This window comes from Paenibacillus salivarius (genome assembly GCF_051307165.1).
Classification (GTDB): domain Bacteria; phylum Bacillota; class Bacilli; order Paenibacillales; family Paenibacillaceae; genus Fontibacillus.
Genome location: NZ_CP195592.1, coordinates 533,526 through 557,289, shown reverse-complemented (window position 1 = coordinate 557,289; position 23,764 = coordinate 533,526). Strand labels below are relative to the sequence as shown.

The window sequence follows — 23,764 nt, the reverse complement described above, 5'->3', positions numbered from 1 at the left end:
ATCATATAGGTTCTATTTCAGATGAGGCAGAATGTCCTCGGTGTAAGCCCGAAGGATTTCTCCGACGCTCCAGGCTTGAGAAAAGCATCCTCTTCCCGTACAGGCAAATTCTCCGTCAAAGATTTCGGCAATACCGCCGATGCCGCCGTCCTGAAGATGGTCTTCGAACACCTCGCACATCTCTTTGGCCGTCTGCACGGCATCTGCGCTGTAACCGTTTACCTTGCAGTACGCGGTAATGAAAGCGCCCAGCGGAAACGCCCACGCGGTTCCCATATGATACGCTCCGTCACGGTCGATCAGCTTGCCGATATATCGAGGCTTATATTCGGGATCCGTGAAGGACAGGGAACGCAGCCCGTAAGGCGTATATAAATATTTATAAACCGTGCCGACGACGGCTTTCGCTTGCTCCTCCGGAAGCATCGTAAACGGAAGCGATACCGCCCAGATTTGGTTTGGCCGGATTTTCGCGTCATTGCAGAGGTTTCCGTTTTCATCCTCCGTATCGACCACGTCGTACAAACACTCCGCTTCGGCGTTCCAAAAGCGCCGGTTAAAGGATTCGCGCACTTGCCGTGCTAATCCATCATATGGCTCCGGGTCACCAAAACGTTCCGCCAATACCGCCATTACGCAAAGAGCGTTATACCATAATGCGTTGATTTCGACCGGCTTGCCGTGCCGCGGGGTCACGACCCATTCGCCGACGCGCACGTCCATCCAGGTAACCTGGTCCAAACCGCCTCCCGCATGAATAAGCCCGTCCTCTTCCATCCGGATCGAAAAATCCGTGCCGTTCTTATAAGCGGCGATGATCTCTTTTAGCTTCGGATAAATCCGCTTTTCGATGAATTCGTAATCTTCGTCATTCCCGGTGTAACGCAAGTACTCATATACGGAGTGGAAATACCAGAGCGAAGCGTCAACCGTGTTGTACAACGGCTCCTGGTCGTCATCGGGAAACATGTTCGGGATCAGGCCGTTTCGGACATAGCGGGAAAAAGACTCCAAAATTTCTCTCGCATCCTCAAACCGCTTGGTCGCAAGCGTTAGCCCTTGAATCGCGATCATCGTATCCCGTCCCCAATCGGTGAACCATGGATAGCCGGCCAGCACCGTTTTCAAACCCGTAGATTCCCGGTGGACGACGAAATGGTCGGCGGCTTCGACGAGGCGATCCGCGAAGCGGTTTTGATATCCGGCCTTCTCCACGAGACGGTCCATTCTTTCTTTGTATTCGCGGACGATCGCAAAACCGTCTTTGCTGTCCAAAGGCTCGGTGGAGCACTTTATGTAGAAGGTTTTCTTTTCATAAGGTGCCAATTCGACATTGATTTCATAGGGAGTATAGTGATAATCCACGCCCATGAAACCGTTGCGGTTTTCAAATTTGTAATAGTGCGCTTCTTCAAACAAATAAGGAGGTGTCGCCATCGTTACCGGATAAGTCGATCTGTCCAAAAATTCGCCTTCCGAAGCCATAAAAGAAATCGTCGTTTCCGGATGGCTGCTTGGAATTAGTGTTAGCGTTCTTCCGGTTTGCTCCATGTTGAACCGCAAGCTGCCTTTTTCCGACACGTCTCCCGGCGATCGATGGTTAAACAGCGGAACGAGCGTCAATTTCGTATGCTCGCGCCCTCCGGTAACTTCATAACATACCGTTACCGTATTATGTCCGTATTCCATGGCGATGATTTTGCGGATTCTCACATCTTGCACTTGGTAGTCGTATTCGGGTACGGTATCCATTTTGAATCTCCGCAAATATTGATGGCCGTCTTTTTGCCAATTGACGTATTGCTGGGATGTAAGATCGTACTTGGTGCCGCCGATCTCGACCAGCTCCTGGGTCCGGGTAAACACCAGCATCCGGTTCACCGGCGCCTTGGCCGAAGCGACCAGATACCCGTGCGACATCCGGAAACCTCCACCGGGAACCGAATGGCCGGCGTACCCGCCGATCCCGTTGCCGATCAGCCATTCCCGCTCATTGCCTTCATCAAGCGTACGCCAAGCGCTACGCCCTAGAACGTAAGCTCTATCCATAAGAAGTACCCCCTTCGGTGTCTAATGAAAGTAATTTAGTTAAACGTTTACCTAAGCGTTATGGCTGCATTATAACATCGTTCTTTTCAGCGGGTCAATCGTTTGCACAATCAACGCGGAATAAACCCGGCCCCCGCGAAAAAAAGCGCCCTGACGGGCGCTCAGATTGTCGAGAAACCCACGTCTTTGAGACGGTGGGTTTCTCTTTTTTATTTGCAGTGTACTCTCAAGGTTTATAAAGAGGGGATCATCCCCACTTTTCCAGGCGATCCAGATGGATCGCCATCTTCTTCATGTTCTGCACAGCGGCCGTCATCAAAGCTTGTTCTTTGACGTTAGCCAATCCGCGTAAACGGCAATAGCGAAACCCATGGAGCTCTTTGGCATCCGCGAAGCTTCGCTCAATCGTTTCTTTTCGTTTGCGGTACAACTGTTTGCCGTCACGGCTCAGCCGGTTGTTTCGTACCCACTCTTTGCTGTCCTCCCATACGTGACGGGTCAACACCTTTCGGTGGTTACGGGAATGAGTGCATTGCGCAAGCATAGGACATTGTTTGCAATGCTCCGGGTCCGACGCATACTGTCGGTAACCCTTTCGGTCGGTCGTCCGGTATGTCAGACGGTGCTCTGCTGGACAGATATAAGTGTTGTTTTCGGCGTCGTAAATAAACTTCCACTTCGGAAATAGGCCTTGCTTGGGGTGAAATCTCCGGTGTGCAATCACTGCAAAAATTTTTCGTTCTTGTAAACCACGGCAAATCGGCGTCGTTAAATAACCCGAATCCAGCGCTACAGCTTCTACTCGAAAACCAAAACGTTCTCTCTGACGGTCTAAACGAGATAAATACGGAACCGAATCATGGACATTTCCCGGCGTGATGTGGACATCGGTAATGAGATTGTATTTGAGATCCACCGTCCGGTGGTCGAGATAAAAGAACCCTTCTGGCTTTCCGTCACGAACCATATAGCCGCTCTCTGGATCTGTGGTGCTCACTTTAATTTCCTTGGTTTCACTCACTTCCTCTCGCTCTTTTAGGGCTTTTTTCCATGCGCTTTACGGTCCTCCGTGACGGCTCCATTGAGTTCGTCAATATAGTCCTTGGTGTTTTGCAGAACTTCCTGCTTGGTATATTGGTGCTTGTTGGCGTTGGCTTTCACATGAGTCGAATCGGTGATAAGTACGCGTCCGCCCACCATTTTATGTGAAATGGCTTGGAGAACGATTTCATCAAAGATCTCTTGAAAAATATCCGTATCCTTAAAGCGAGTTCGCCGGTTCCAGCTAATCGTCGAATGGTCTGGGACTTTATCGGTCAGGCCCAGACCCAAAAACCAACGATAAGCCAAATTGGTTTGAACCTCTCGTTCCAACTGGCGTTCGGAGCGAATGCCATAAAAATAGCCGAGAAAAATCATCTTAAACAGGATGACTGGATCAATGGCCGGGCGTCCATTGTCCGCACAATACAGGGGCTGAACCTTTTTTTCAATAAAAGAGAAGTCGATATACTTGTCTACTTTACGCAGCAAGTGATCTTGTGGAACCAGTTCTTCGATCGAAACGAATTCATAGCTTTGTTGTTTTTCCCGATTAGATCTCAGCACCAAAAACACCATCCGTTCATGAGTAGTTACATATATTATACAACATTAACGCGGTGCCGTCTTAAATTAATTGAATCAAAAGAAGGCCGTCGAGACTTTCTCGACAGCCTGAGCGCCCTGACGGGCGCTTCTCAAATGACCCGGACTCCCCGGAGGGTCTGTTTTCACTCGCTAGCCGATGGAATCCATCCCGACAGAATCGCTCCTTGATCCGGATCGTTGCCCGCCGAAAGCTCCCCGCCATGCCTTTTAATAATTCTCCGGGATATCGTTAATCCTAATCCGGTCCCTCCCGTAGAGCGGTTCCTGGAAGCTTCTCCGCGATACAGCGGTTCAAATATGCGATCCAGTTCTTCGGGAGCAAAGCCCGGCCCGGTATCCTTCACGGAAAAGGTGACTCTATGGTCAACCTTACCGCATACTACGACAATTTTTTCCTCGGCAGGAGTATGTCTTACGGCGTTATCCAACAGGTTATTCATGGCACGCTCCAATAGATGGGGATCGCCCAGAACCGTCATATCATCCGGGGAAGAATTCATAACGATCATGATCCGTTTTTGCCCGGCCTGCGGACTCAGGCTATCGATCGCCTTTTCCAGCACGAGTTTAAAATCGACCCGACTTTTGCTAAGCTCCGCTTCCAAATACTCTATTTTTGTAAATGTGAAAAGATCTTCAACCAGCCGGTCCAATTGCGCCGATTTTTCTTTGCATACCGCCAAGTACTTGGCTATTTTATCAGGAGACTGCGCAATCCCCTGTTCGATCCCCTCCAGATATCCCCGCAACGCGAATAACGGGGTTCTTAAGTCATGGGCGACGGCGGCGATGACGAATCGGCGTTCTTCCTCCAATTCCGCCTGTTTCCGGAATGACTGCTGAAGCCCCTCCACCATCACTTGAAAACCGTCCCGGACTTCGGCAATTTCCTTAATTCTGGACGAGGGCAGCCGAACATTCCAATCTCCCGCAGCAATTTCCCTGGCTGCCAGGCTCATTTTCTCCAAAGGCTTGTGAATAAACCTGCGCATTGCAATGCTTGCAACAATAAAAGAGAGCAAAAGTCCGGCGGCAATCGCCGTGACCGAGACCGGTTTTTTTGAATCCGGCAAGTAAAGAGCGACTTTTCCGAGTACCTGGCCATCCTCCATCATGGAAATTCGTTCCGTCAGTACCTCCGCTCTCCCCCGCCCGGGTCCGGACCGGAAAATTTCTTGATCCGACGCATCCGAAATGACCGCAACGATGCCGGTATCCCGCAATTGGGCCAGTAACTTGTTCTGCCATCCCGCATCACCCCAGTTGTTCGTGCCCAACTCGATCATGCGAACTATCTCATCCAAGCGAGCCTGGAGCCTTTGTTCCTGCAGCCGGTCCTCGCCTAAACGCAGCGATTTCGTCTCCAGGAAATGCGCGGTCACAAAGAAGATCCACGGCACGGAAAGCATGAACAGCAACCACGCCATAATGAATGTACGAATACGAAGCGTTCTCATATTATTCTCCCTCAAATCGATACCCGACGCCCCATACGTTAATCAGATATTGGGGTTGGTTCGGATCGGCCTCGATTTTTTCCCGAAGGCGGCTAAGATGAACGCGAATGGTATGCCTGTCCCCTACGCCCTCCCAAAATTTATGAAGCAAATGTTCGTATGAAAAAACATGCCTCGGATGCTCCGCAAACAATCGCAGCAACTCGAATTCCTTGGGCGTGAGCGAAATCGGACGGCCTTCCACGAAAACTTCCCGCGTCGAAATGTCGATCTTGAGGCGTCCATAATCAAGAACGGATCTGAAGGTATCCCTCTGAGAATCCGTACGCCGCAATACGGCCTTTACTCTCGCAACAATCTCGCCAATGGAGGCCGTTTTGACAATATAGTCATCTCCGCCCAGCGTCAATCCGCGGATCTTGTCCACATCATCGCTGCGCGCGCTCAAAAACAGAATCGGAACGTTGCTCTCCCCACGGATTTGCCTGCATAATTCAAAGCCGTCCTGTCCAGGCATCATGATGTCGACAACCATGCAGTGGACCGTGCTTTGCCTAAAAACGGAGAGCGCGCCGGCGGTATCGGAAGCGGTTACTACCCGAAAGTTTTCGTTCTCCAAAAAATCCTTGAGAAGTTCGACGATACTTTCATCATCATCCACGACCAAAATCGTTTTTAATTCATCCATCACGAACTTCCCCCTTGTAATTTCGAGATAAGTTTACCATTTTTTCGATGCGAAAAACGAAACGTTCCGATTTGTGATCATTTGTTTATCGTTTTGTGACTCTTTTTAACCCGGAATCGAGATTATTCATTGCTATGATCCTTTTGTTAACCGTCCTGTACACCTAAATATCGACGCGGAAAAAGGGGGTTTTATAGATGTTACATGTACAAATCGTATTATTCGAAGGCTTCGACCTTTTGGACGCCATTGCGCCTTACGAAGTTTTTTGCGCGGCCGGATTATATGCGGAAGGGGCTCTGTCCGTAGAATTGGTGACCGCCGAAGGTCCGAGGCTTGTCGCAAGCGGCATCAACGGTTTAAAAATCGAAGCCGGCGGCAAACTGAAACCGGAGCGGGGAGGAATTATTTTGGTGCCTGGCGCATCCGGCGACGTCGAAGGAGAAGGCACGGATTCGGTCCCGGCTATTTTGGCCCGGGCCATGAATACTCCATTAACCGGAATGATTCGACAGGCGCTCCAGCAAAAAGATACCGTGGTCGCGACCGTATGCGGCGGATCCTTGATCCTCGCTTTGGGCGGCTTATTGGAAGGCAGGCCGACGGTGACCAACCGGCTGGGCATGGATTTTTTGGAGTCGACCGGCGCTGTTCCCGTCCCGGCGCGCGTTGTGGACGACGGCAACCTGGTTACCGGGGGAGGCGTGACCTCAGGACTCGATGTCGCGCTGTATTTGGTGGAACGCGAGCTTGGACCGCGGATTGCGCACGCCGTCGAGCAGTTGTTTGAATATGAACGGAGAGGAACGGTTTGGCGGGATAAGGGGATGGCATTGGCATCGCCGAGTCCAAAAAAATCCGCCGCCGGAGATACAGACGCCGCAAGCACACCGAGTAAGGCAGAAGCTGCACCTGTTACCCAGCGTAATCATCCTGCGCAGATGTCGGACTTTGACGGTGACTGGGATACGACGATCGCTACGCCTGTCGGAAAACTTCAGATCAGGCTTTCCATATCGGCACGCGATGGCCTGATCTCCGGAACAGCAATACAAGGAGATGAGCAGGCTGAATTCATGAATCCTTCGATTCAGGACGGAATGTTAACCTGGTCGTTGCGGATCACGAAGCCGATGCGGCTGAATCTGAGATTCGAAGTATCCGTCTCGGGAGATCGCATGACCGGCTTTGCCAAAGCAGGCGTGCTGCCGGGTTCCAAATTGACGGGAACCAGGGCTTCACGGCCCGGGGAGAATGGATTTATATGAAAAAGAAGAGCCCTTTTCCATACGTTATTTTATCGATAGTCAGTGTCGCTTTCATTCTCTACGCCTTAGTAAAAAACTACATGATTGACCCCGGAGCCGAGGAATTTCTGAGCCGAAAAACAGGACTTCGCCGTGAGCTAACAATCCCCTTATGGTTAAACGTGATGTATGTGCATGTTGCCTTTGCCTGCATCGCCATGGCGGCGGGGTTACTCAATTTCTCGCGGCGAATCTTTGAAAAAAACCGTAAATTCCATCGCATCAACGGCTACATTTATATATTGTCCGTCTTTTTTGTCGTGCTGACTTCCGGATACATGGCTCCTTACGCCACCGGCGGAAGAATAAGCGGCATCGGATTCAATGCGCTTAATATCATCTGGCTGCTCATCACGATAACGGCGCTTGTCCAAATCAAAAAGAAGCGTATTCTCCGCCATCGCAATTGGATGATCCGAAGCTACGCCTTTTGTTTTACGAATATGCTGATTCATCTTGCGACCTTGCTCTTTCATCAGGGATTCGGCTTCAATTACGCTACCAGCTACACGATCGGCGTTTACGGCTCCATCGTGCTGTTGTTGCTACTTCCTAACGTCATTATCCATGTTCAGAACAAGCAAGCCCCGATTCGAGAATAAAAAAACACGCCTGACGGCGTGTTCAGGCTGTCGAGAAAGTCTCGACGGCCTTCTTTTGATTCAATTAATTTAAGACGGCACCGCGTTAATGTTGTATAATATATGTAACTACTCATGAACGGATGGTGTTTTTGGTGCTGAGATCTAATCGGGAAAAACAACAAAGCTATGAATTCGTTTCGATCGAAGAACTGGTTCCACAAGATCACTTGCTGCGTAAAGTAGACAAGTATATCGACTTCTCTTTTATTGAAAAAAAGGTTCAGCCCCTGTATTGTGCGGACAATGGACGCCCGGCCATTGATCCAGTCATCCTGTTTAAGATGATTTTTCTCGGCTATTTTTATGGCATTCGCTCCGAACGCCAGTTGGAACGAGAGGTTCAAACCAATTTGGCTTATCGTTGGTTTTTGGGTCTGGGCCTGACCGATAAAGTCCCAGACCATTCGACGATTAGCTGGAACCGGCGAACTCGCTTTAAGGATACGGATATTTTTCAAGAGATCTTTGATGAAATCGTTCTCCAAGCCATTTCACATAAAATGGTGGGCGGACGCGTACTTATCACCGATTCGACTCATGTGAAAGCCAACGCCAACAAGCACCAATATACCAAGCAGGAAGTTCTGCAAAACACCAAGGACTATATTGACGAACTCAATGGAGCCGTCACGGAGGACCGTAAAGCGCATGGAAAAAAGCCCTAAAAGAGCGAGAGGAAGTGAGTGAAACCAAGGAAATTAAAGTGAGCACCACAGATCCAGAGAGCGGCTATATGGTTCGTGACGGAAAGCCAGAAGGGTTCTTTTATCTCGACCACCGGACGGTGGATCTCAAATACAATCTCATTACCGATGTCCACATCACGCCGGGAAATGTCCATGATTCGGTTCCGTATTTATCTCGTTTAGACCGTCAGAGAGAACGTTTTGGTTTTCGAGTAGAAGCTGTAGCGCTGGATTCGGGTTATTTAACGACGCCGATTTGCCGTGGTTTACAAGAACGAAAAATTTTTGCAGTGATTGCACACCGGAGATTTCACCCCAAGCAAGGCCTATTTCCGAAGTGGAAGTTTATTTACGACGCCGAAAACAACACTTATATCTGTCCAGCAGAGCACCGTCTGACATACCGGACGACCGACCGAAAGGGTTACCGACAGTATGCGTCGGACCCGGAGCATTGCAAACAATGTCCTATGCTTGCGCAATGCACTCATTCCCGTAACCACCGAAAGGTGTTGACCCGTCACGTATGGGAGGACAGCAAAGAGTGGGTACGAAACAACCGGCTGAGCCGTGACGGCAAACAGTTGTACCGCAAACGAAAAGAAACGATTGAGCGAAGCTTCGCGGATGCCAAAGAGCTCCATGGGTTTCGCTATTGCCGTTTACGCGGATTGGCTAACGTCAAAGAACAAGCTTTGATGACGGCCGCTGTGCAGAACATGAAGAAGATGGCGATCCATCTGGATCGCCTGGAAAAGTGGGGATGATCCCCTCTTTATAAACCTTGAGAGTACACTGCAAATAAAAAAGAGAAACCCACCGTCTCAAAGACGTGGGTTTCTCGACAATCTGAACACGCCTGACGGCGTGTTTACCCTAAATGCAACTAAAAGTCGATTTTCTGGATGAAAAATCATACATAATTGCTGGAAATGCGTTCTAAAGTTAAATTGTGTATGATAGTTCATACAGGGCTGCTTCTTACCGACACGTGCACCTGTTCCTGATCGGCAAGAAGCGGTTCAAAAAACGGCTATAGGAGTATACCAACGTGCTGAAAAAAGTTCTGAATGTGACAGGAGCGGTTGTCCTCATTCTTATCGCAGGTTTTTTCCTGCTGCAAATCGTCTCGATGGTCATTCTGGCTATCTATGAATTCAAAAACAACTAGGCGCAGCTACCTACACTCACGCCTTCTCCATCATGGAGCGGGCGATCCAGACGCCGGCGGCTCCCGCCTGGGCAAGGCCGCGGGTAATGCCTGCGCCGTCGCCGCCGCAATACAGGCCGGCGATTTCGGTTTCCAGCGTTTCCGACAGCTTCGGACGGGCCGAGTAAAACTTCGCTTCCACGCCATAGAACAGCGTGTGCTCGGAAGCAATCCCCGGCGTCACTTTATCGAGCGCCTCCACCATTTCGATCAAGCTCTTCATCGTATTGTACGGCAGGACAAGCCCGAGATCCCCCGGAACCGCCTCCTTCAGCGTCGGCTCAAGGAAGCCTTCGGCGATGCGTGAAGACGTGGAGCGGCGTCCCCGCAGGATATCCCCGTATTTTTGAATAATGACGCCGCCGTTCGACAGATCGTTTGCCCGCTGACAAATTTCTCTTGCATACTCGTTCGGCTTGTCGAACGGATCCGTGAATTTATGGGACACGAGCAAAGCAAAGTTCGTGTTCGACGAACCGAGCGCCGGGTCTTTGTAGGAGTGACCGTTGGCCGCCATGACCCCGCTATGGTTCTCGACCACGACATGGCCCGACGGATTGCTGCAGAACGTGCGAACCCGGGTACCTACAGAAGTATTGAAAATAAACTTGCCTTCATACAGATGCTCATTGATCTCGCGCATCACCACATCCGAAGTTTCCACGCGAACGCCCACATCGACCTGATTGTTGGTCATTTTCAGGCGGCGCTTCTTCAAGATGTCGGTCAGCCAGGCCGATCCGTCACGCCCCGGGGCGACCATGACCCGATCCGCTTCATAGGATTCCCCGTTTTTCAGCACAATGCCCTGAACGCGATGCTGTCCGTCCTCTTTGACGGTGATCAGATCTTCCACTTCGGCTTTATACATCATGTCGATCCGCGTCTTCAAATATTCATAGATCGATTTCAAAATCTCCAGGTTCTGCTCGGTGCCCAGATGACGAACTTGAGCGCGAAGCAGCTTCAGCCCTGCGGCATAACCGCGCTGTTCGATTCCGCGGATCGTTTCGGTCATCGGATCGGTAATTTGCGGAGTCGCCCCGTGCTCCAGGTTGATACCGTCCACATAACGGATCAGGTCCAGCACTTTGGACGGCGCGATATAATCGGTCAGCCAGCCCCCGAACTCGGTCGTAACGTTGAATTTACCATCGCTGTATGCCCCGGCTCCTCCAAATCCCGCCGTAATCGAGCAGGCTGGCAGGCAACCGGCGAATTCCTTCTTTCCCGCAGCGGGCGGGCAAAGCGTGATCTTTTCCTCAAGGATCGGACAACGACGGCGGTAAATGTCATGTCCTTTGTCCACCAGCAGCACCTTCCAGTGCGGCGCTTTCCGGGTCAGTTCATAGCAGGCGAAGATTCCCGCGGGTCCGGCTCCAACAACAATCACATCATATTTGCTCATCATTTCCTCCTGAATGTCTTTGATGAAAGTCTTTGATCTAAAGATGACTTTTTGAACTGCCTCTTTTTAGGCATAAAAAATTCCCGACTATGAATAGGTATGTGTAACTACCCATTCGTAGCCAGGAATTATCGGTTCCTTGTAGAGACCCTCAAACCGTATTTTTGAGGTTATACGAAATTAATGGACTGCTATGCAATTTGTTCATATCACGTATGTAATAATAGCCTTAAATAGCGTACAAGTCAACCCAATACTTAAATATTATTCGTGAATAAGGCGATGAAAACGAATTATTTAATTAATATAATCAATGTAATTGATCAAAACACGAACATTAATAGGTATTTCCGACCTTCCGCCTAATTAGCTTTCCCCCCTCATATGCTATATAATAGAGTTGTGTTCTTATATTTTTTAATAAAAAAGGAGTAGATGTTCAGCATGGACAGTGACAGGCTTTTGGTAAATTTGGTATTGGTTGCGATTCTGATCGCGGCGACGGCGTTTTTCGTGGCGGTGGAATTTGCAATCGTCCGGGTACGGGCAAGCAGGGTGGATCAGTTAATTGCCGAAGGGCGTAAAAAGGCGCTCGCCGTCAAGCAGGTGACCTCGAATCTTGATGGATATTTGTCGGCTTGTCAATTGGGCATTACGATCACCGCTCTCGGACTCGGTTGGCTGGGCGAACCTACGGTGGAGAAAATTCTGCACCCGGTGTTCCACAACCTCCATATGCCTGAAGCAGTTAGCGGAGCTTTATCTTTCATTATTGCGTTTTGCGTAATCACCTATTTACACGTTGTCGTCGGCGAATTGGCGCCGAAGACCCTTGCGATCCGCAAGGCGGAGAGTATTGCGATGCTTACGGCAACGCCGCTGATCTGGTTTACTAAAATCATGAAGCCGTTTATTTGGGCCTTGAACGGATCGGCGAATCAGCTCGTTAGAATGCTCGGGGTCAAACCCGCGTCCGAGCATGAAGAGGCTCACTCCGAAGAGGAGCTTCAGATTATTATCAACGAAAGCTATGAAAGCGGAAAAATCAATCAAAGCGAGTACGGTTACGTGAACCGGATCTTTGCTTTTGACAATATGCTAGCCAGAGAAATCATGGTTCCCCGCACTGACATGGTGTGCTTGTATACGGATAAAACGCGTGAAGAAAACCTGGAAATCATCAAGGAACAGCAATACACGAGATTTCCGGTCGTAGGACAGAGCAAGGATAATGTCATCGGTATTATCAACACGAAGCAGTTTTTCCTAGCTTATGAAGATAATCCGAACCTGGAGGTCGCTTCGATTTTGCAGCCGGTGATGGCCGTTTCCGAGGTGACCCCGGTAAATGAACTGCTTCAGCGGATGCAGCGGGAAGGAACGCATATCGCGATCCTGATCGACGAATACGGCGGTACAGCCGGACTCGTAACGATCGAGGATATTCTGGAAGAAATCGTCGGCGAGATCCGCGACGAATTCGACAAAGAAGAAGAACAGCCGCTCGTACAGCTTAGCGAAACCCACCTGGTGGTTGACGGTAAAGTAAGCATTAATCAGATTAATGATATCCTGCTGGCCGACCTCGATACCGAGGATGTGGATACCATCGGCGGATGGCTGTACGGCCATCACCCCGAAATGAACGTCGGGGAAACGCTGGAGCACAATGATCTCAGCTTCAAACTGCTGGACAAAGAGCCGCATCGTTTCAAAAAGCTGGAGATCAAAAAGATGTCGATGCAGGCCGAATTGTAAAATAAAGACCTCAAGCCCGGGATTATCCAAGGGACTTGAGGTCTCTTTTTTTGCTATGCGTCCAAATCCTTGCGGAGCTGTTCGACCTCGGCCGGCTCAGGCTCCCGCTCTCCGTACCGGATCCGGTAATAAGCTTGGATCAGCTTGTCGGCAGCGGGACGGCGTTTCGAGCGGGCGTTGATTCGATTCCGCTTGCCTGCCGTATCCCCTGGGAGGCTTCGAATCTCCTTCTCGGTCTCCATGGGGGTAAGATACGGCTTCACCGCATAACCGTCCGCTTGTTCCGTATGAAGCAACCTGCGATATAAGAAACGGATCCGCTCCCGGTTATCCCGCATATCCTCCCACCGCTCGCGCCTGCCGAATCGGGATAGTAGCGGATTCAGCAACTCGCTCCATTTTTTATCACCGGAGACCCGGAAGCCCAGCTTCGTCTCTTCGTCCACAAAATCCGTTGGGGGTTCCTCGCGGCCCGTTCTTTTCAGTAAGCCCAGAAGCCGGTTCATGAATTGCCGCAGCATGCCTCCTGCGTTTTTGTAAATCAAAACGATGACGAGAATGGCCAATGCTATGATCGCCACCGTGCCCAGCACATAAAACGCCCCGTTCAGAAACTCGGTCCACCGGTTCGGCTCAGGTTGTTCGAATAACGGCATCACCGGGGACGCAGCTTCCGATTCCTCTTCCGGCGGCAGCTCAGGAGCCGGTTCTTCCCCGGGCTTGAACAGCCAACTGAACAGCTGCCTCGCCGTATTCAGCAAAATACTGCCGATCCAGCGTCCCGTGCCGGCCGCCATGAGCACCGCAAGCACCACGATGGCCAAAATCCAGATCGAATTGTGGCCCCGCAAGCCGCGGGGGAGTTTTTGGCCGGCCGAATTATAGGCCATCGTACTGTATTTCAAATAGTTCCGGTTGGCGACGAACAATGTCCAAGCCAGGCAGAACACTCCCGCCCAGGTGAGCAGCGTCAACCACCCGGAAAGGGCCGGTATCCGGGAATACACCATTCCGGCCAACAAATAAAGCCCCAGCCCCAACCAGTACAGCCTAATACGTTGATCCCGTCTTCCCGAAGTGAGGCCATGGTAGGCAAACACGGCCCCCAAGGCCATACCTATCGCCGGGTTTCCTCCCAGCGCCGAAGCCGCTACGGCGGCGGCTCCGCCAAGCAGTAGCGATACTCCCGCTTGCTTCCACAATACGGAAATCCGCCCTCGCAGCAAAATTCCCACGAAAGTTATAAACGGAAGAACGAAAAGCCAGGCCGGGGAAATCAGGCCGGGAACGAGATACGTAAACCCAAGCAAAAGCACGGGCAAAAAGAAGACGGCCTCGACAAGGCATAGTCCCCAGAGGGACCACGTCCGAATCCATGTATGGGATAAGGTCGATTTCATGACGCAGCCTCCCCCGCCGCAGGAATGTCCATCCACTCGATCCCGTTGCCGTTTTGCCGTAAAAGCTCAGCCTGAATACGCAGTTTTTCCCCTTGATGGCAGGAAATAATGAGAAAGTCGGTATCCGTCGTACCTGCTTCCACAGCCTCTTCAAGCAGCGTCGGCATGGAGACGGATCTGTCCAGCACCATGCGCGCCATCGCCTCCAGCAGCCTTTCCAGTTGTCCCGTCTCCGCCGAGGGCGGAATGACGATCGGCTCCTTCGGACCGTCCGCAAGGCTGCCGTTGCACATCAGGCCGGTCTCGATTCCGTTCTGCAGCGCATATCCGGCGACCGAGGCCGCAAACCGGATCCCCCGTTCGATCCGATCCGGCTCCAGAACCGCTCTCCACATCGATTCGCTCGATTCCATGTTGAGACAGATGACCAGCCGATGGTCGGCGGTATAGTCACGCTGCTGCACCTGCAGCGTCCCGGTGCGGGCGGTAGCCTTCCAGTTGACGTTTTTCATCGGGTCTCCGGGGCGATATTGCCGAACCCCGGACGTCAGAAACGGATCCTCTACCACCCACCGCCGGACGGCAAGCTCGCCGAGCCAACTATGGTTCGGGAGCGGCAATTCGTCCAGTGCCATGGGGCGAGGATAGATGAGCAGTTCCAAGTTCAAGTCAAACTTTTGGACCTTGGTGGTAAGCCCGAGCGGATCGCCCGCCGTCAATGTGGCCGATTCCAGTTTATACAGCCCCCGGCGCGGACAGGAAACCTGATGGCGGCGGGTAATCCGGCGAAATGGCCTGAGATAAAACAAACTGATATGATTCTGGTAAATGTCGCCCGAATATACATCTAAGTTTTGCTGCCGGCCGAATTGGATCCCCGCGGCCATGCTCGACTCCAGCCGCAGCCATGGAAGCGGAAGAAGTTTGGCGTTCGAAATGACCTCGACCATTTCCAGCGGATCGTTTTCGAATACGGCCCGCTTCGTGAAATAGCGGTCGTATTGCACTCCGCTCAAAGCCCAGCGGTCGTAGACCCAAGCCACCAGAATAGCGATAATAAATGCGCTGACCAATATCCAGGGGAGCATACGTCAGTTCACCTGCTTCACTCTGTCTGCGTCCCGCATCTCCTCCGCAGGCACCGCAACCGCCGACAACACTTGCCGGATCACGCCGGTTTCCTGCCCTTCCCCGATTTTGAGGCCGCGGTGAAGCAGTAAACGATGGGACAGCACGGGTTCGGCCACATGTTTTATATCGTCCGGGGTTATGTAATCGCGTCCTTGTACGAGCGCGTAGCCTTGCGATGCGCGCATCAGGGCGCTGCTTGCCCGCGGGCTCGCGCCGAGCCTGACTTCCGGATGCTTGCGGGTCTCTTCGGTAATGCGGACGATATACCCGAGCAGGTCAACGGACACATGGACCTCCGCCGCCAATCGCTGCGCGGCCGCCACTTCTTCGCCGGTGGCTACCGGGGTCAGCGCATCCAAAGGGTTTGCGGTTCGGAACCGCTGCAATATATCCACGCTTTCTTCGAATGTGGGATAACCCATCGAAATTTTCATGAGGAACCGGTCCAACTGCGCTTCCGGAAGCGGAAACGTCCCCTGGTTGTCCACCGGGTTCTGCGTGGCCATCACGAAGAACGGCGCAGCCAGTCTATGAGTCACCCCGTCGATCGTAACCTGGCGTTCCTCCATGCATTCCAACAGGCTTGACTGGGTACGGGGCGTAGCCCGGTTGATCTCATCCCCCAACAGTACATGGGTAAAAAGCGGGCCGGGGCGGAATTCGAATTCGCCCGACTTTTGGTTGTAGAAATTGATGCCGCTCAAATCGGACGGCAGTAAGTCCGGGGTAAACTGAATCCGTTTGAACTCCCCGTCAAGCGATCGTGCAAGCGCTTTCGCAAGCAGCGTTTTTCCGGTACCGGGCACATCCTCCATCAGGACATGTCCGCCTCCGAACAGCGAGGCCAGAAGAAGATCGATGACCTCCGTTTTTCCTACGACGACATTTTCGATATTTCGGCGAATCCGCCCGGCGATATCCATTGCATCCAGCATGTTCATTACGTGCGAGCCTCCTTCTTATGTCTTTATCATAACAAAGTTCCCCGATTTTGGCTCGTACGCAAAAAAAAGGCTTACTCCCCTTGCCCGTCAAAGCGGGATAGGGGAACAAGCCTGAGGATGCACAGATAGTGTGCGGTGACTGTCGGTTAAACTGTTGCAGATCATGCGGGCATAAAGCTCAAGGCAGGCTGCCAAGCGTATATAACGGAAAAAATGTCCTTATTCCGTGAAAATCACGTATCTCATAATAAATAGCGACAAAAAAAGGCGCTATTTTGCCTTCAAACGTCATTTTTCTTGAGTTTTCCCGGATTTGGCGTGAAATAGGACCATAAAATACCTTTATTTTCCGACAAAATACTGAAATTGTCCAAATAGGGCCATTTATATCCTTATTTCACGCCGGCGAGCCACACGCGGCTATTTTTACTCCCGCCCCGCTTGTACCCGTTTCTCCACACTGCCGGCGGTTTTAAGCTCATTGAGCAAACGGTCCGCCGTCTCATGCAAGTTATCCCTATCCGCGGCCTCATGATATATCCCCTCAAGCCGGTTATAGATCTCCTTGGCACGGGCCAAAAACGCGATGGACTCCTTCATGGATGCCGAATACCGTTCCTTGACGCGGCGGATCGAATCGGCGTATTTCTCGTCGGTGCCCGGCGTAATCGCCAGCTCATACACGTCGAGAATGCTGTCGCCTTCCCGAACCGGAAAATGCTCGTGCGGCGCGGTGCTGTCGAAGATCGCCAAACTTAAATCCGGAAAAATCAGCATATCCAAGCTGTTCGGATCAAAGCCGCAGTGATAAATTTCCGTATCGATTCCCCGCTCTTCGGCAATGGCGGCCAGCTTGCGGAACAAGGTCGATTTACCGGAGCCGGGCCGTCCCTTCACGTACACGCGGGTCTCCAAGCGGTCCGTCAGATTGGGCACGAAATCGACCGCACCCCGCCAAGTGGCCGCGCCGAGAAAACGATGCGTCACTTCGGCCCGCTTGCCCCCGGCTTCCGTCTTCAGGAACGAATCGCCCCATTCCGAAGCAAGCCGGTCCATTCTTTCCCGGTCCAAATTATCGATATAAAACTTTTCCCACTCGTCGTGGATTCGCAGCGTTTCCAGAAATTTGGCGTAAGCCTCCTCATAAACCTCCGCAAGTTCCTGCCCGAAGCCTTGGATTCGCTCTTCCGCCGATGCGACTTGCTCCTGGTCAAGCGCAGTCCGGAGATCGACGGAACGCACCTCCGTCCCTTCCGGCTTCACGCCGTTCCCCCAAGCGGCCGCATCCACATAACCGACCGACAAATCCCGGATGATGATCCCTTCCAACAAATCGCTGTCGAGCGGCTGGTGAATCAGCTCCAGTTCCCATCCGTCTCTTCCGAGATCGGACGCCAGCTTGCCGAGCACCTCCGCGGTTCCTCCCGGAAATCCTTCCAACACATAAAGCGTTTGAATGCCTTGAAACGCCGATTCCGCCAAATTATGCAGCCCCGCCGCCGTATTCCCCCGAACAAAATAGTGAAGCTCCCGTTCTGCCATTTTTCGCAGCTCCCTTCCGGATCCGATATTGTGCATACCTTACACCTTATGCGAGATTCGCGAACTGTGTGTTAGCCTAAACGCCATTCGGAAAACTTACGGGCATCTCACACCGCATTCAGCCAATCATGCAAATCGACCACGGATCCGAGCGCATACTCTTTGCGGACGGGGATCCCGTTTTCGAGAATCACGAGGCAAGGGACGCTGGATATTTGCCACCGCTCCCTCAGGACCGGCGTAAAGTTGATATTGAGCTTCGATACGGGAATGGCGCCGCCGGCCTCGATTGCAATCTCCAGCATGCGTTCCCCCAGCCGGCAAGAGCCGCATAAAGGCGTGCTGAAGAACAGCGCTTCTCTTCCTACCACCCTGCCTTCCAGCCTGGTCAGCAGCTCCTTTTCCGTCGTTTCGGTAAGCATAGGCCACCCCTTTTTAAGTAAAATACTCTAACCTGGCTTTAGGAAAAAACTTCTCCATATAGGAGTAAAGATGCTGCTTCAAGTCCTCTTCCGTTTCTTTGGGGTAAATATATTTGCCGATGCCATATTTGCCCCACTTATATCTCCGCTTTTCTTCGTCCAACTCCAGCTTGGTCATCGGATAGTTTTTCTCGATGACCCGTTTGGCCGGCTTGGTGAAGCGGTGCTGAATGAATTCGAACGTAATGTCGTCCCTCGCATCCGCGGGGAGCTCGGCGTCGAGCCGCTCGAACATATGATAGTAGCCTTCTTCCCATCCCTCATGAAGGTAGATCGGAGCTACAATGAAGCCTAACGGGTATCCGGCCCGCGCCACCTTGCCCGCCGCTTCGATTCGTTTGTCCAACGGAGAAGTGCCTGGCTCGAAATTTTTGATCACATAATCCGCGTTGACGCTGAATCGAAACCGGGTCTTGCCGTTATGCCGGGCATCCAGCAAATGATCGACGTGGTGAAACTTCGTCACGAACCGCAGCTTCCCGTGCTCGGAGTTGCCGAAGTGCTCGATCGCCTTTTTTAGCGTGTGGGTCAGGTGGTCGATGCCCACGATATCGGAGGTGCAAGAGGCCTCGAACCGTGTCGGTTCGGGCGCCCGTTCCGCCATATAGTTATCGGCGGCCTCCAAGATCTCATCGACGTTCACGTACGTACGGATGTATGGCTTGCTCCCCATCGTCGTTTGCAAATAGCAATAATGGCAATGCCCCATGCAGCCTGTCGCAAACGGGATCGCGTATTCCGCCGAAGGCTTCGACGTGTCGAATTTCAGCGTTTTGCGGATGCCAACGACGAGCGTCGACTTGGCTACCCTGTATTTTTGCAAATCGCTGCTGCCGGGAAGGTTCCTTACCTGATTATGCGAGGTGGTGTATTTGATTTCAAGGTCCATCCCTTTGAATTTGTCATACAGTTCCTTCCCTAACGGGTATTCCAGCGCATCCGGTTCGAAATAGACCAGTCTGGGCACGAAAGGCTCGTTCATTCAAAGGCTCCTTCGGTAGAAACATCGCCAAAGAAATCGCCGTAAACCTGGCGGTAGGCCTGTTCCGCCTCGTCCGCCGTCCTGTAAACCGCCATCTCCTCCGTGAGCGGATAATACGTTTCGTACAAAAAGACCGCCAGTTGCCCCGGCTGCTCCGGATGATGGACTACCGCGGCCTCCTGAATATTCGCCACATCCTGGGTATGGGGATTGCGGTAAAAAACGTATACCACGTCGCCGGGTTTATAAGCATCGCTTTCGTCATATAAAAGCATTGTTGCACCTTCCCTTTTTGCCGGAATGTACCAGCCCAATTTACTGGTTATCATGCCCGGTGTCAAAGGAAATATGAAACCTGCTCATAGGCCCGCCCGGTTGCGGTAGCTTCTCGGGGACAGGCCGGTCATTTTTTTGAAGACCCGCGAAAAATAGAACATATCCTTATATCCCAACGCTTCACCGATTTCTTTGACGCTCATGTCCGTGTTGAGCAAAATGTTTTTCGCCTCCGCGACTTTTAGCCGGTGGATATACTCATTCAGGGGGTAACCCGAGTATTCGTGCACCATTCTGCGCAGCGTCGAAACCGAGATATGGTGTCTTGCGGCAATTTCCCCGGCATCGAGCGGCAGATGCAGCGTGCGGGACAAATCCTCGATGAGCTTGAGCATCGTCCTGCCCCGCCCGCCCGATTCCGTACGCTCCTCTTCCCCCAGCGCGACAAGCTCGTAAAGAAACGACTCCAGCATCAAGGCGGCCCGGTCCAGATTGCCCGGGAGACGGCTGTCGATAAGCATGAACATCATCTCCATTTTTCCGATAAGCACCTCGTCGACCGGTATCCGTTTGACCTGATCGGGAAAGAACAACCAGTCGCCGAGCCACTCTTCGATCCGCCTTCCTTCCACCGTGAAATAATACTCGTCCCAATTCCCGCCTTCGTCGGGACCATAATTGAATACTTCCCCGGGATACAGACAGAACCAGGAACCCGCCTCGACCCTTTGCCGTTCCCCTTCCCCGGCTTGAAAGTACCCCGCACCGTCCGTAATGACGACAACCGCCCAATTGTCGAACACCGCATCTCTCCGTTGAAGCGTTCTTCCCGGCAGATGTCCGGCGTTAACGATCGAGATCGACTTGATTCTTCTGCGGCTGGAATCCACGGCGGGATTAAACACCCGGATCGGATGCGGACTGATCATATAGTCCATATATTTTGTCATCCTGCACATTCACCCCTTTAAACGGCTGTGCTAAGTTATTGGTAATTAATCAAATAAAACAAATCCGTGCGATACAACGGTATCATTGTAGCAGAAATGACGCATGGGAAGAAAGGGTGTAAGCGGTAACAATGAGTGTACTGAAGATTGGCCTGATCGGCAGCGGATCGATATCGGAATGTCATCTGGAGGCTTACCGGCTTCATCCGGGTGCCGAAGTTATCGCCATTTGCGATTTTAACCAGGAGCGGGCCGGGGAAACCGCCCGGAAATACGGCATCCCTCATGTTTATAGCGACTATCGTGAATTGCTCGCTAATCCGGACGTTGAAGCGGTGAGCATCTGCACCTGGAACAACACGCATGCCGAAATCAGCATCGCTTCGCTCCGGGCGGGCAAGCATGTCCTCTGCGAAAAACCGCTCTGCAAAACGGTCGAGGAAGCCGTTCAAATCGAGCAGGCGGTGCGGGAAACCGGAAAACTTCTGCAAGTCGGCTATGTGCGCCGCCATGCGTCCAACATTGCGGTGCTGAAGAAATTTATCGACGCCGGGGATCTGGGGGACATTTATTTTGCCAAAGCGAGCCTGATTCGCCGCCTGGGCAATCCCGGAGGCTGGTTCGCGGATAAGGAGCGCTCGGGAGGCGGACCGCTGATCGACATCGGCGTGCACGCCATCGACCTGTGCTGGTATTTGATGGGCAAGCCCAAAGTGAAATCCGTCAGCGGAAATACGTATAACCGGCTTGGCAACCGGTCGAACATCGAAAACTATAATTTCTATAAAGCCGCCGACTATGACGCTTCCTTCAACACCGTGGAGGATATGGCCAACGCGCTGATCCGGTTTGAAAACGGGGCCTCGCTGATGGTCGATGTCAGCTTCTCCTTGCACGCGAGGGACAATTCGGCGCAAATCAACATCTACGGCGACAAAGGCGGGGCGGAAATCGAGCCGGTGCTGGCCATCGCCACGGAACGACACGATACGATCATCAACATCGATCCCCAGATCAGCTCGCCAGGGTTCGACTTCCAGGAAAGCTTCAACCGGGAAATCGAGCATTTTGTCGGAAGCTGCCTTGGTTTGCACGAAACGAATAGTCCTGTCGAAGACGGTGTCGAAATGATCAAAATTTTGAACGCGATCTACCAATCGGCCGAGGAAGGCAAGGAAATCATTTTCTAGAGGGGGCTCTTTTTGATGAAGCTGGGCAATAAAATCGGAGTCATTGTGGACAGCTTCGGCGTTGGCGTGAGGGAAGGACTCAAAAAAGCGCAAGAGGTCGGCGCGGACGGCGTGCAAATCTATGCCGTGTCCGGGGAAATGGACCCGGCGGTCCTCACCGGGAGTAAACGTAAGGAACTGCGCGACTACATTCAAAGCCTGGGATTGGAAATCTCCGCCCTGTGCGGCGATTTGGCCGGGCATGGCTTCCAGGACGCGGAGGCGAATCCGGCCAAAATCGAGAAATCGAAGCGGATTCTCGATCTGGCGGTCGAACTCGGGACGAATATCGTCACGACGCACATCGGGATCGTCCCCGAAGATACGCAGGGACGCATTTACGATGCGATGCAGCGGGCTTGCGAGGAGCTTGGCGTGTACGCGAAGAGCATGAACGCTTATTTCGCGATCGAAACCGGACCGGAACCGGCTGCCCATTTGAAAAGCTTCCTGGATACGCTCAGCACGAACGGCGTTTCGGTGAATTTTGATCCGGCCAACATGGTGATGGTCACGGGAGACGATCCGGTCCAGGGCGTAAAAACGCTGCGGGATTACGTGGTCCATACGCATGTGAAGGACGGCCTCCGCCTGCGCCCGGTGGACCCGCGGGACGTGTACGGATTCCTCGGCTACGGGGCGATGGACCATGCAAAAATCGCCGAAATGGCTTCCTCCGGCGCAGCGTTTGAGGAGGTGCCGCTCGGCGAGGGCCAGGTCGACTTCCCGGCTTATTTTGCGGCGCTGCAGGAGATCGGTTACGGCGGATATTTGACAATTGAGCGGGAAGTGGGCGCAAATCCGACGGACGATATCGCTAAAGCGGTGTCTTTTATTAAGGCGTATAGGGGATGAGGATGCGATGAAACTCGGTATCAGTTCTTACAGTTTATATCAGGCCATGCATCATGGCTTGATGAATATAGGCGAAGTGTTGGAATGGGCGTCCGGCATCGGCGCCGGTCATATTGAACTCGTTCCCGGGCTTGGTTTCGGTTTTGACGATTCCGGGGATGGGAAGGCTTCGGCAGAACTCGAAGAGCGGATCAGGGAAAAAGCGGCGTCGCTCGGACTCGAAATATCCAACGTAGCGATCGGGGCGAATTTCATAACGGAGACCGAAGCCGAGTACGAAGCCGAAATCGCCCGGGTCATTCGCGAGGTGGATCGTACCCACCGGCTCGGCGCGAAGCTGATGCGTCACGACGTCGCTTCCCGTGCAGACACTTCGATCGTCCGGTTTAACGGCGACATCGGGCGCATCGCCGGGGCCTGCCGCAGGATTGCGGACCATGCGGCGCAATATGGCATCGTCACCAGCGTGGAAAACCACGGCTTTTATGTGCAGGCCAGCGACCGCGTTCAAGCATTGATTCATGAGGTGGACCGTCCCAACTTCAAAACGACGCTGGATGTGGGCAATTTCGTCTGCGTCGACGAAAACCCGGTAACGGCCGTGAGAAACAACTTACCCTTGGCTTCCATCATTCATATCAAAGACTTTTATATCCGCCCTTCAAGCCGCAATCCGGGAGAAGGCTGGTTCCGCAGCGCGGGCGGCAGCTATCTGCGAGGCGCTATCGCCGGGCAAGGCGATCTCGATCTATGGGAAATCCTCCGGATGGTCAAAGCCTCCGGCTACGACGGTTACCTCTCGATCGAGTACGAGGGAATGGAGGATTGCCTCGTCGGGACCCGGATTGCTTTTGAAAATGTAAGGCGGATTTGGGATGAAGTTTAAGCGGCAGTTTATTCGACGACTAACCGAAGAAGGAGGCTCAGCCAATGGCTGGACCTCCTTCTTCTTTTTCCATCAATCGTCAGTTCAATCCGAAAACCTTAAAAACATAAATCCGGGCCGCCGTATCTCCGCCTCGCCAAGCACCCGCCGTACGGCTTCCGGCAGCTTCAGCTCCGGCATTTCTATTTTCGGGAGTCTAGATTGTTCAAACTGTCTCGCTCTCCTTTACA

General features: G+C 52.4%; 20 protein-coding genes and 1 riboswitch. Of the genes, 7 read left to right on the top strand and 13 right to left on the bottom strand.

The features are described 5' to 3' along the window. Positions 1-12: 12 nt before the first annotated feature. The 4 genes from ACSFXJ_RS02515 to ACSFXJ_RS02500 all read right to left on the bottom strand — a co-directional run bounded on the left by ACSFXJ_RS02515 (position 13) and on the right by ACSFXJ_RS02500 (position 5,844). Positions 13-2,049 (bottom strand): amylo-alpha-1,6-glucosidase, encoded by a 2,037-nt coding sequence (locus ACSFXJ_RS02515; RefSeq protein ID WP_435923656.1) that lies wholly within the window; start codon positions 2,047-2,049, stop codon positions 13-15. 247 nt (positions 2,050-2,296) lie between these two features. After that, a protein-coding gene (locus ACSFXJ_RS02510) for an IS1182 family transposase (RefSeq protein WP_435921350.1) occupies positions 2,297-3,657 on the bottom strand; the annotation gives its coding sequence in 2 pieces (ribosomal slippage) (positions 2,297-3,087 and positions 3,087-3,657; 1,362 coding nt in all). A 164-nt stretch (positions 3,658-3,821) separates the two neighbouring features. Beyond that, the gene (locus ACSFXJ_RS02505; protein WP_435923655.1) at positions 3,822-5,156 is read right to left on the bottom strand and encodes a sensor histidine kinase; all 1,335 of its coding nucleotides are present in this window, start codon (positions 5,154-5,156) and stop codon (positions 3,822-3,824) included. Position 5,157: 1 nt separating this feature from the next. Continuing rightward, positions 5,158-5,844, bottom strand: a complete 687-nt coding sequence (locus ACSFXJ_RS02500) for a response regulator transcription factor (protein ID WP_435923654.1) — start codon at positions 5,842-5,844, stop codon at positions 5,158-5,160. A gap of 197 nt (positions 5,845-6,041) precedes the next feature. Here ACSFXJ_RS02500 and ACSFXJ_RS02495 point away from each other — a divergent pair, with 197 nt between their 5' ends. From ACSFXJ_RS02495 to ACSFXJ_RS02485, 3 genes are all read left to right on the top strand, one after another. Beyond that, on the top strand, positions 6,042-7,112 hold the full coding sequence (locus tag ACSFXJ_RS02495) for a DJ-1/PfpI family protein (RefSeq protein WP_435923652.1): 1,071 nt from the start codon (positions 6,042-6,044) through the stop codon (positions 7,110-7,112). Further along, entirely contained in the window at positions 7,109-7,753 is a 645-nt protein-coding gene (locus tag ACSFXJ_RS02490) for a DUF2306 domain-containing protein (RefSeq protein ID WP_435923651.1), read from the top strand. Before ACSFXJ_RS02495 ends, ACSFXJ_RS02490 begins: the two co-directional genes overlap by 4 nt. Before the next feature lie 134 nt (positions 7,754-7,887). Further along, positions 7,888-9,248 (top strand): IS1182 family transposase gene (locus ACSFXJ_RS02485; protein ID WP_435921350.1). Its coding sequence is split into 2 segments (ribosomal slippage): positions 7,888-8,458 and positions 8,458-9,248, totalling 1,362 coding nucleotides; the frame shifts between segments, so codons are not numbered across the junction. Positions 9,249-9,668: 420 nt separating this feature from the next. Here the strand turns inward: ACSFXJ_RS02485 and ACSFXJ_RS02480 are convergent. After that, on the bottom strand, positions 9,669-11,099 hold the full coding sequence (locus ACSFXJ_RS02480) for an NAD(P)/FAD-dependent oxidoreductase (RefSeq protein ID WP_435925660.1): 1,431 nt from the start codon (positions 11,097-11,099) through the stop codon (positions 9,669-9,671). 98 nt (positions 11,100-11,197) lie between these two features. Further along, positions 11,198-11,297: riboswitch (purine riboswitch) on the bottom strand. 246 nt (positions 11,298-11,543) lie between these two features. Here ACSFXJ_RS02480 and ACSFXJ_RS02475 point away from each other — a divergent pair. Further along, a complete protein-coding gene (locus tag ACSFXJ_RS02475; protein WP_435923650.1) occupies positions 11,544-12,857 on the top strand; it encodes a hemolysin family protein in 1,314 nt (437 codons plus the stop codon). Between the two features lie 53 nt (positions 12,858-12,910). On the opposite strand, the gene ACSFXJ_RS02470 is transcribed toward ACSFXJ_RS02475, so the two are convergent. The 8 genes from ACSFXJ_RS02470 to ACSFXJ_RS02435 all read right to left on the bottom strand — a co-directional run bounded on the left by ACSFXJ_RS02470 (position 12,911) and on the right by ACSFXJ_RS02435 (position 20,564). Beyond that, complete coding sequence (locus ACSFXJ_RS02470) at positions 12,911-14,257, bottom strand: DUF4129 domain-containing protein (protein ID WP_435923649.1); 1,347 nt, start codon at positions 14,255-14,257, stop codon at positions 12,911-12,913. Further along, positions 14,254-15,345 (bottom strand): DUF58 domain-containing protein, encoded by a 1,092-nt coding sequence (locus tag ACSFXJ_RS02465; RefSeq protein ID WP_435923648.1) that lies wholly within the window; start codon positions 15,343-15,345, stop codon positions 14,254-14,256. Before ACSFXJ_RS02465 ends, ACSFXJ_RS02470 begins: the two co-directional genes overlap by 4 nt. Positions 15,346-15,348: 3 nt before the next feature. Further along, positions 15,349-16,329 (bottom strand): AAA family ATPase, encoded by a 981-nt coding sequence (locus ACSFXJ_RS02460; RefSeq protein WP_435923647.1) that lies wholly within the window; start codon positions 16,327-16,329, stop codon positions 15,349-15,351. A 429-nt stretch (positions 16,330-16,758) separates the two neighbouring features. Continuing rightward, positions 16,759-17,874, bottom strand: a complete 1,116-nt coding sequence (locus ACSFXJ_RS02455; RefSeq protein ID WP_435923646.1) for a hypothetical protein — start codon at positions 17,872-17,874, stop codon at positions 16,759-16,761. Positions 17,875-17,981: 107 nt separating this feature from the next. Further along, entirely contained in the window at positions 17,982-18,296 is a 315-nt protein-coding gene (locus ACSFXJ_RS02450) for a thioredoxin family protein (RefSeq protein WP_435923645.1), read from the bottom strand. A gap of 13 nt (positions 18,297-18,309) precedes the next feature. Next, positions 18,310-19,338, bottom strand: a complete 1,029-nt coding sequence (splB, locus tag ACSFXJ_RS02445; RefSeq protein WP_435923644.1) for a spore photoproduct lyase — start codon at positions 19,336-19,338, stop codon at positions 18,310-18,312. Further along, complete coding sequence (locus ACSFXJ_RS02440) at positions 19,335-19,613, bottom strand: transcriptional regulator SplA domain-containing protein (protein WP_435923643.1); 279 nt, start codon at positions 19,611-19,613, stop codon at positions 19,335-19,337. Before ACSFXJ_RS02440 ends, splB begins: the two co-directional genes overlap by 4 nt. A gap of 84 nt (positions 19,614-19,697) precedes the next feature. Next, positions 19,698-20,564, bottom strand: coding sequence for a helix-turn-helix domain-containing protein (locus ACSFXJ_RS02435; protein WP_435923642.1), 867 nt, complete (start codon positions 20,562-20,564; stop codon positions 19,698-19,700). Between the two features lie 131 nt (positions 20,565-20,695). Between ACSFXJ_RS02435 and ACSFXJ_RS02430 the strand changes: the two genes are divergently transcribed. From ACSFXJ_RS02430 to ACSFXJ_RS02420, 3 genes are read left to right on the top strand one after another with little or no spacing between them, the layout of a single operon-like run. Further along, positions 20,696-21,754, top strand: coding sequence for a Gfo/Idh/MocA family protein (locus tag ACSFXJ_RS02430; protein WP_435923641.1), 1,059 nt, complete (start codon positions 20,696-20,698; stop codon positions 21,752-21,754). A gap of 15 nt (positions 21,755-21,769) precedes the next feature. After that, complete coding sequence (locus ACSFXJ_RS02425; RefSeq protein WP_435923640.1) at positions 21,770-22,648, top strand: sugar phosphate isomerase/epimerase family protein; 879 nt, start codon at positions 21,770-21,772, stop codon at positions 22,646-22,648. A 7-nt stretch (positions 22,649-22,655) separates the two neighbouring features. Beyond that, positions 22,656-23,534, top strand: coding sequence for a sugar phosphate isomerase/epimerase family protein (locus ACSFXJ_RS02420; protein ID WP_435923639.1), 879 nt, complete (start codon positions 22,656-22,658; stop codon positions 23,532-23,534). Positions 23,535-23,764: the final 230 nt, after the last annotated feature.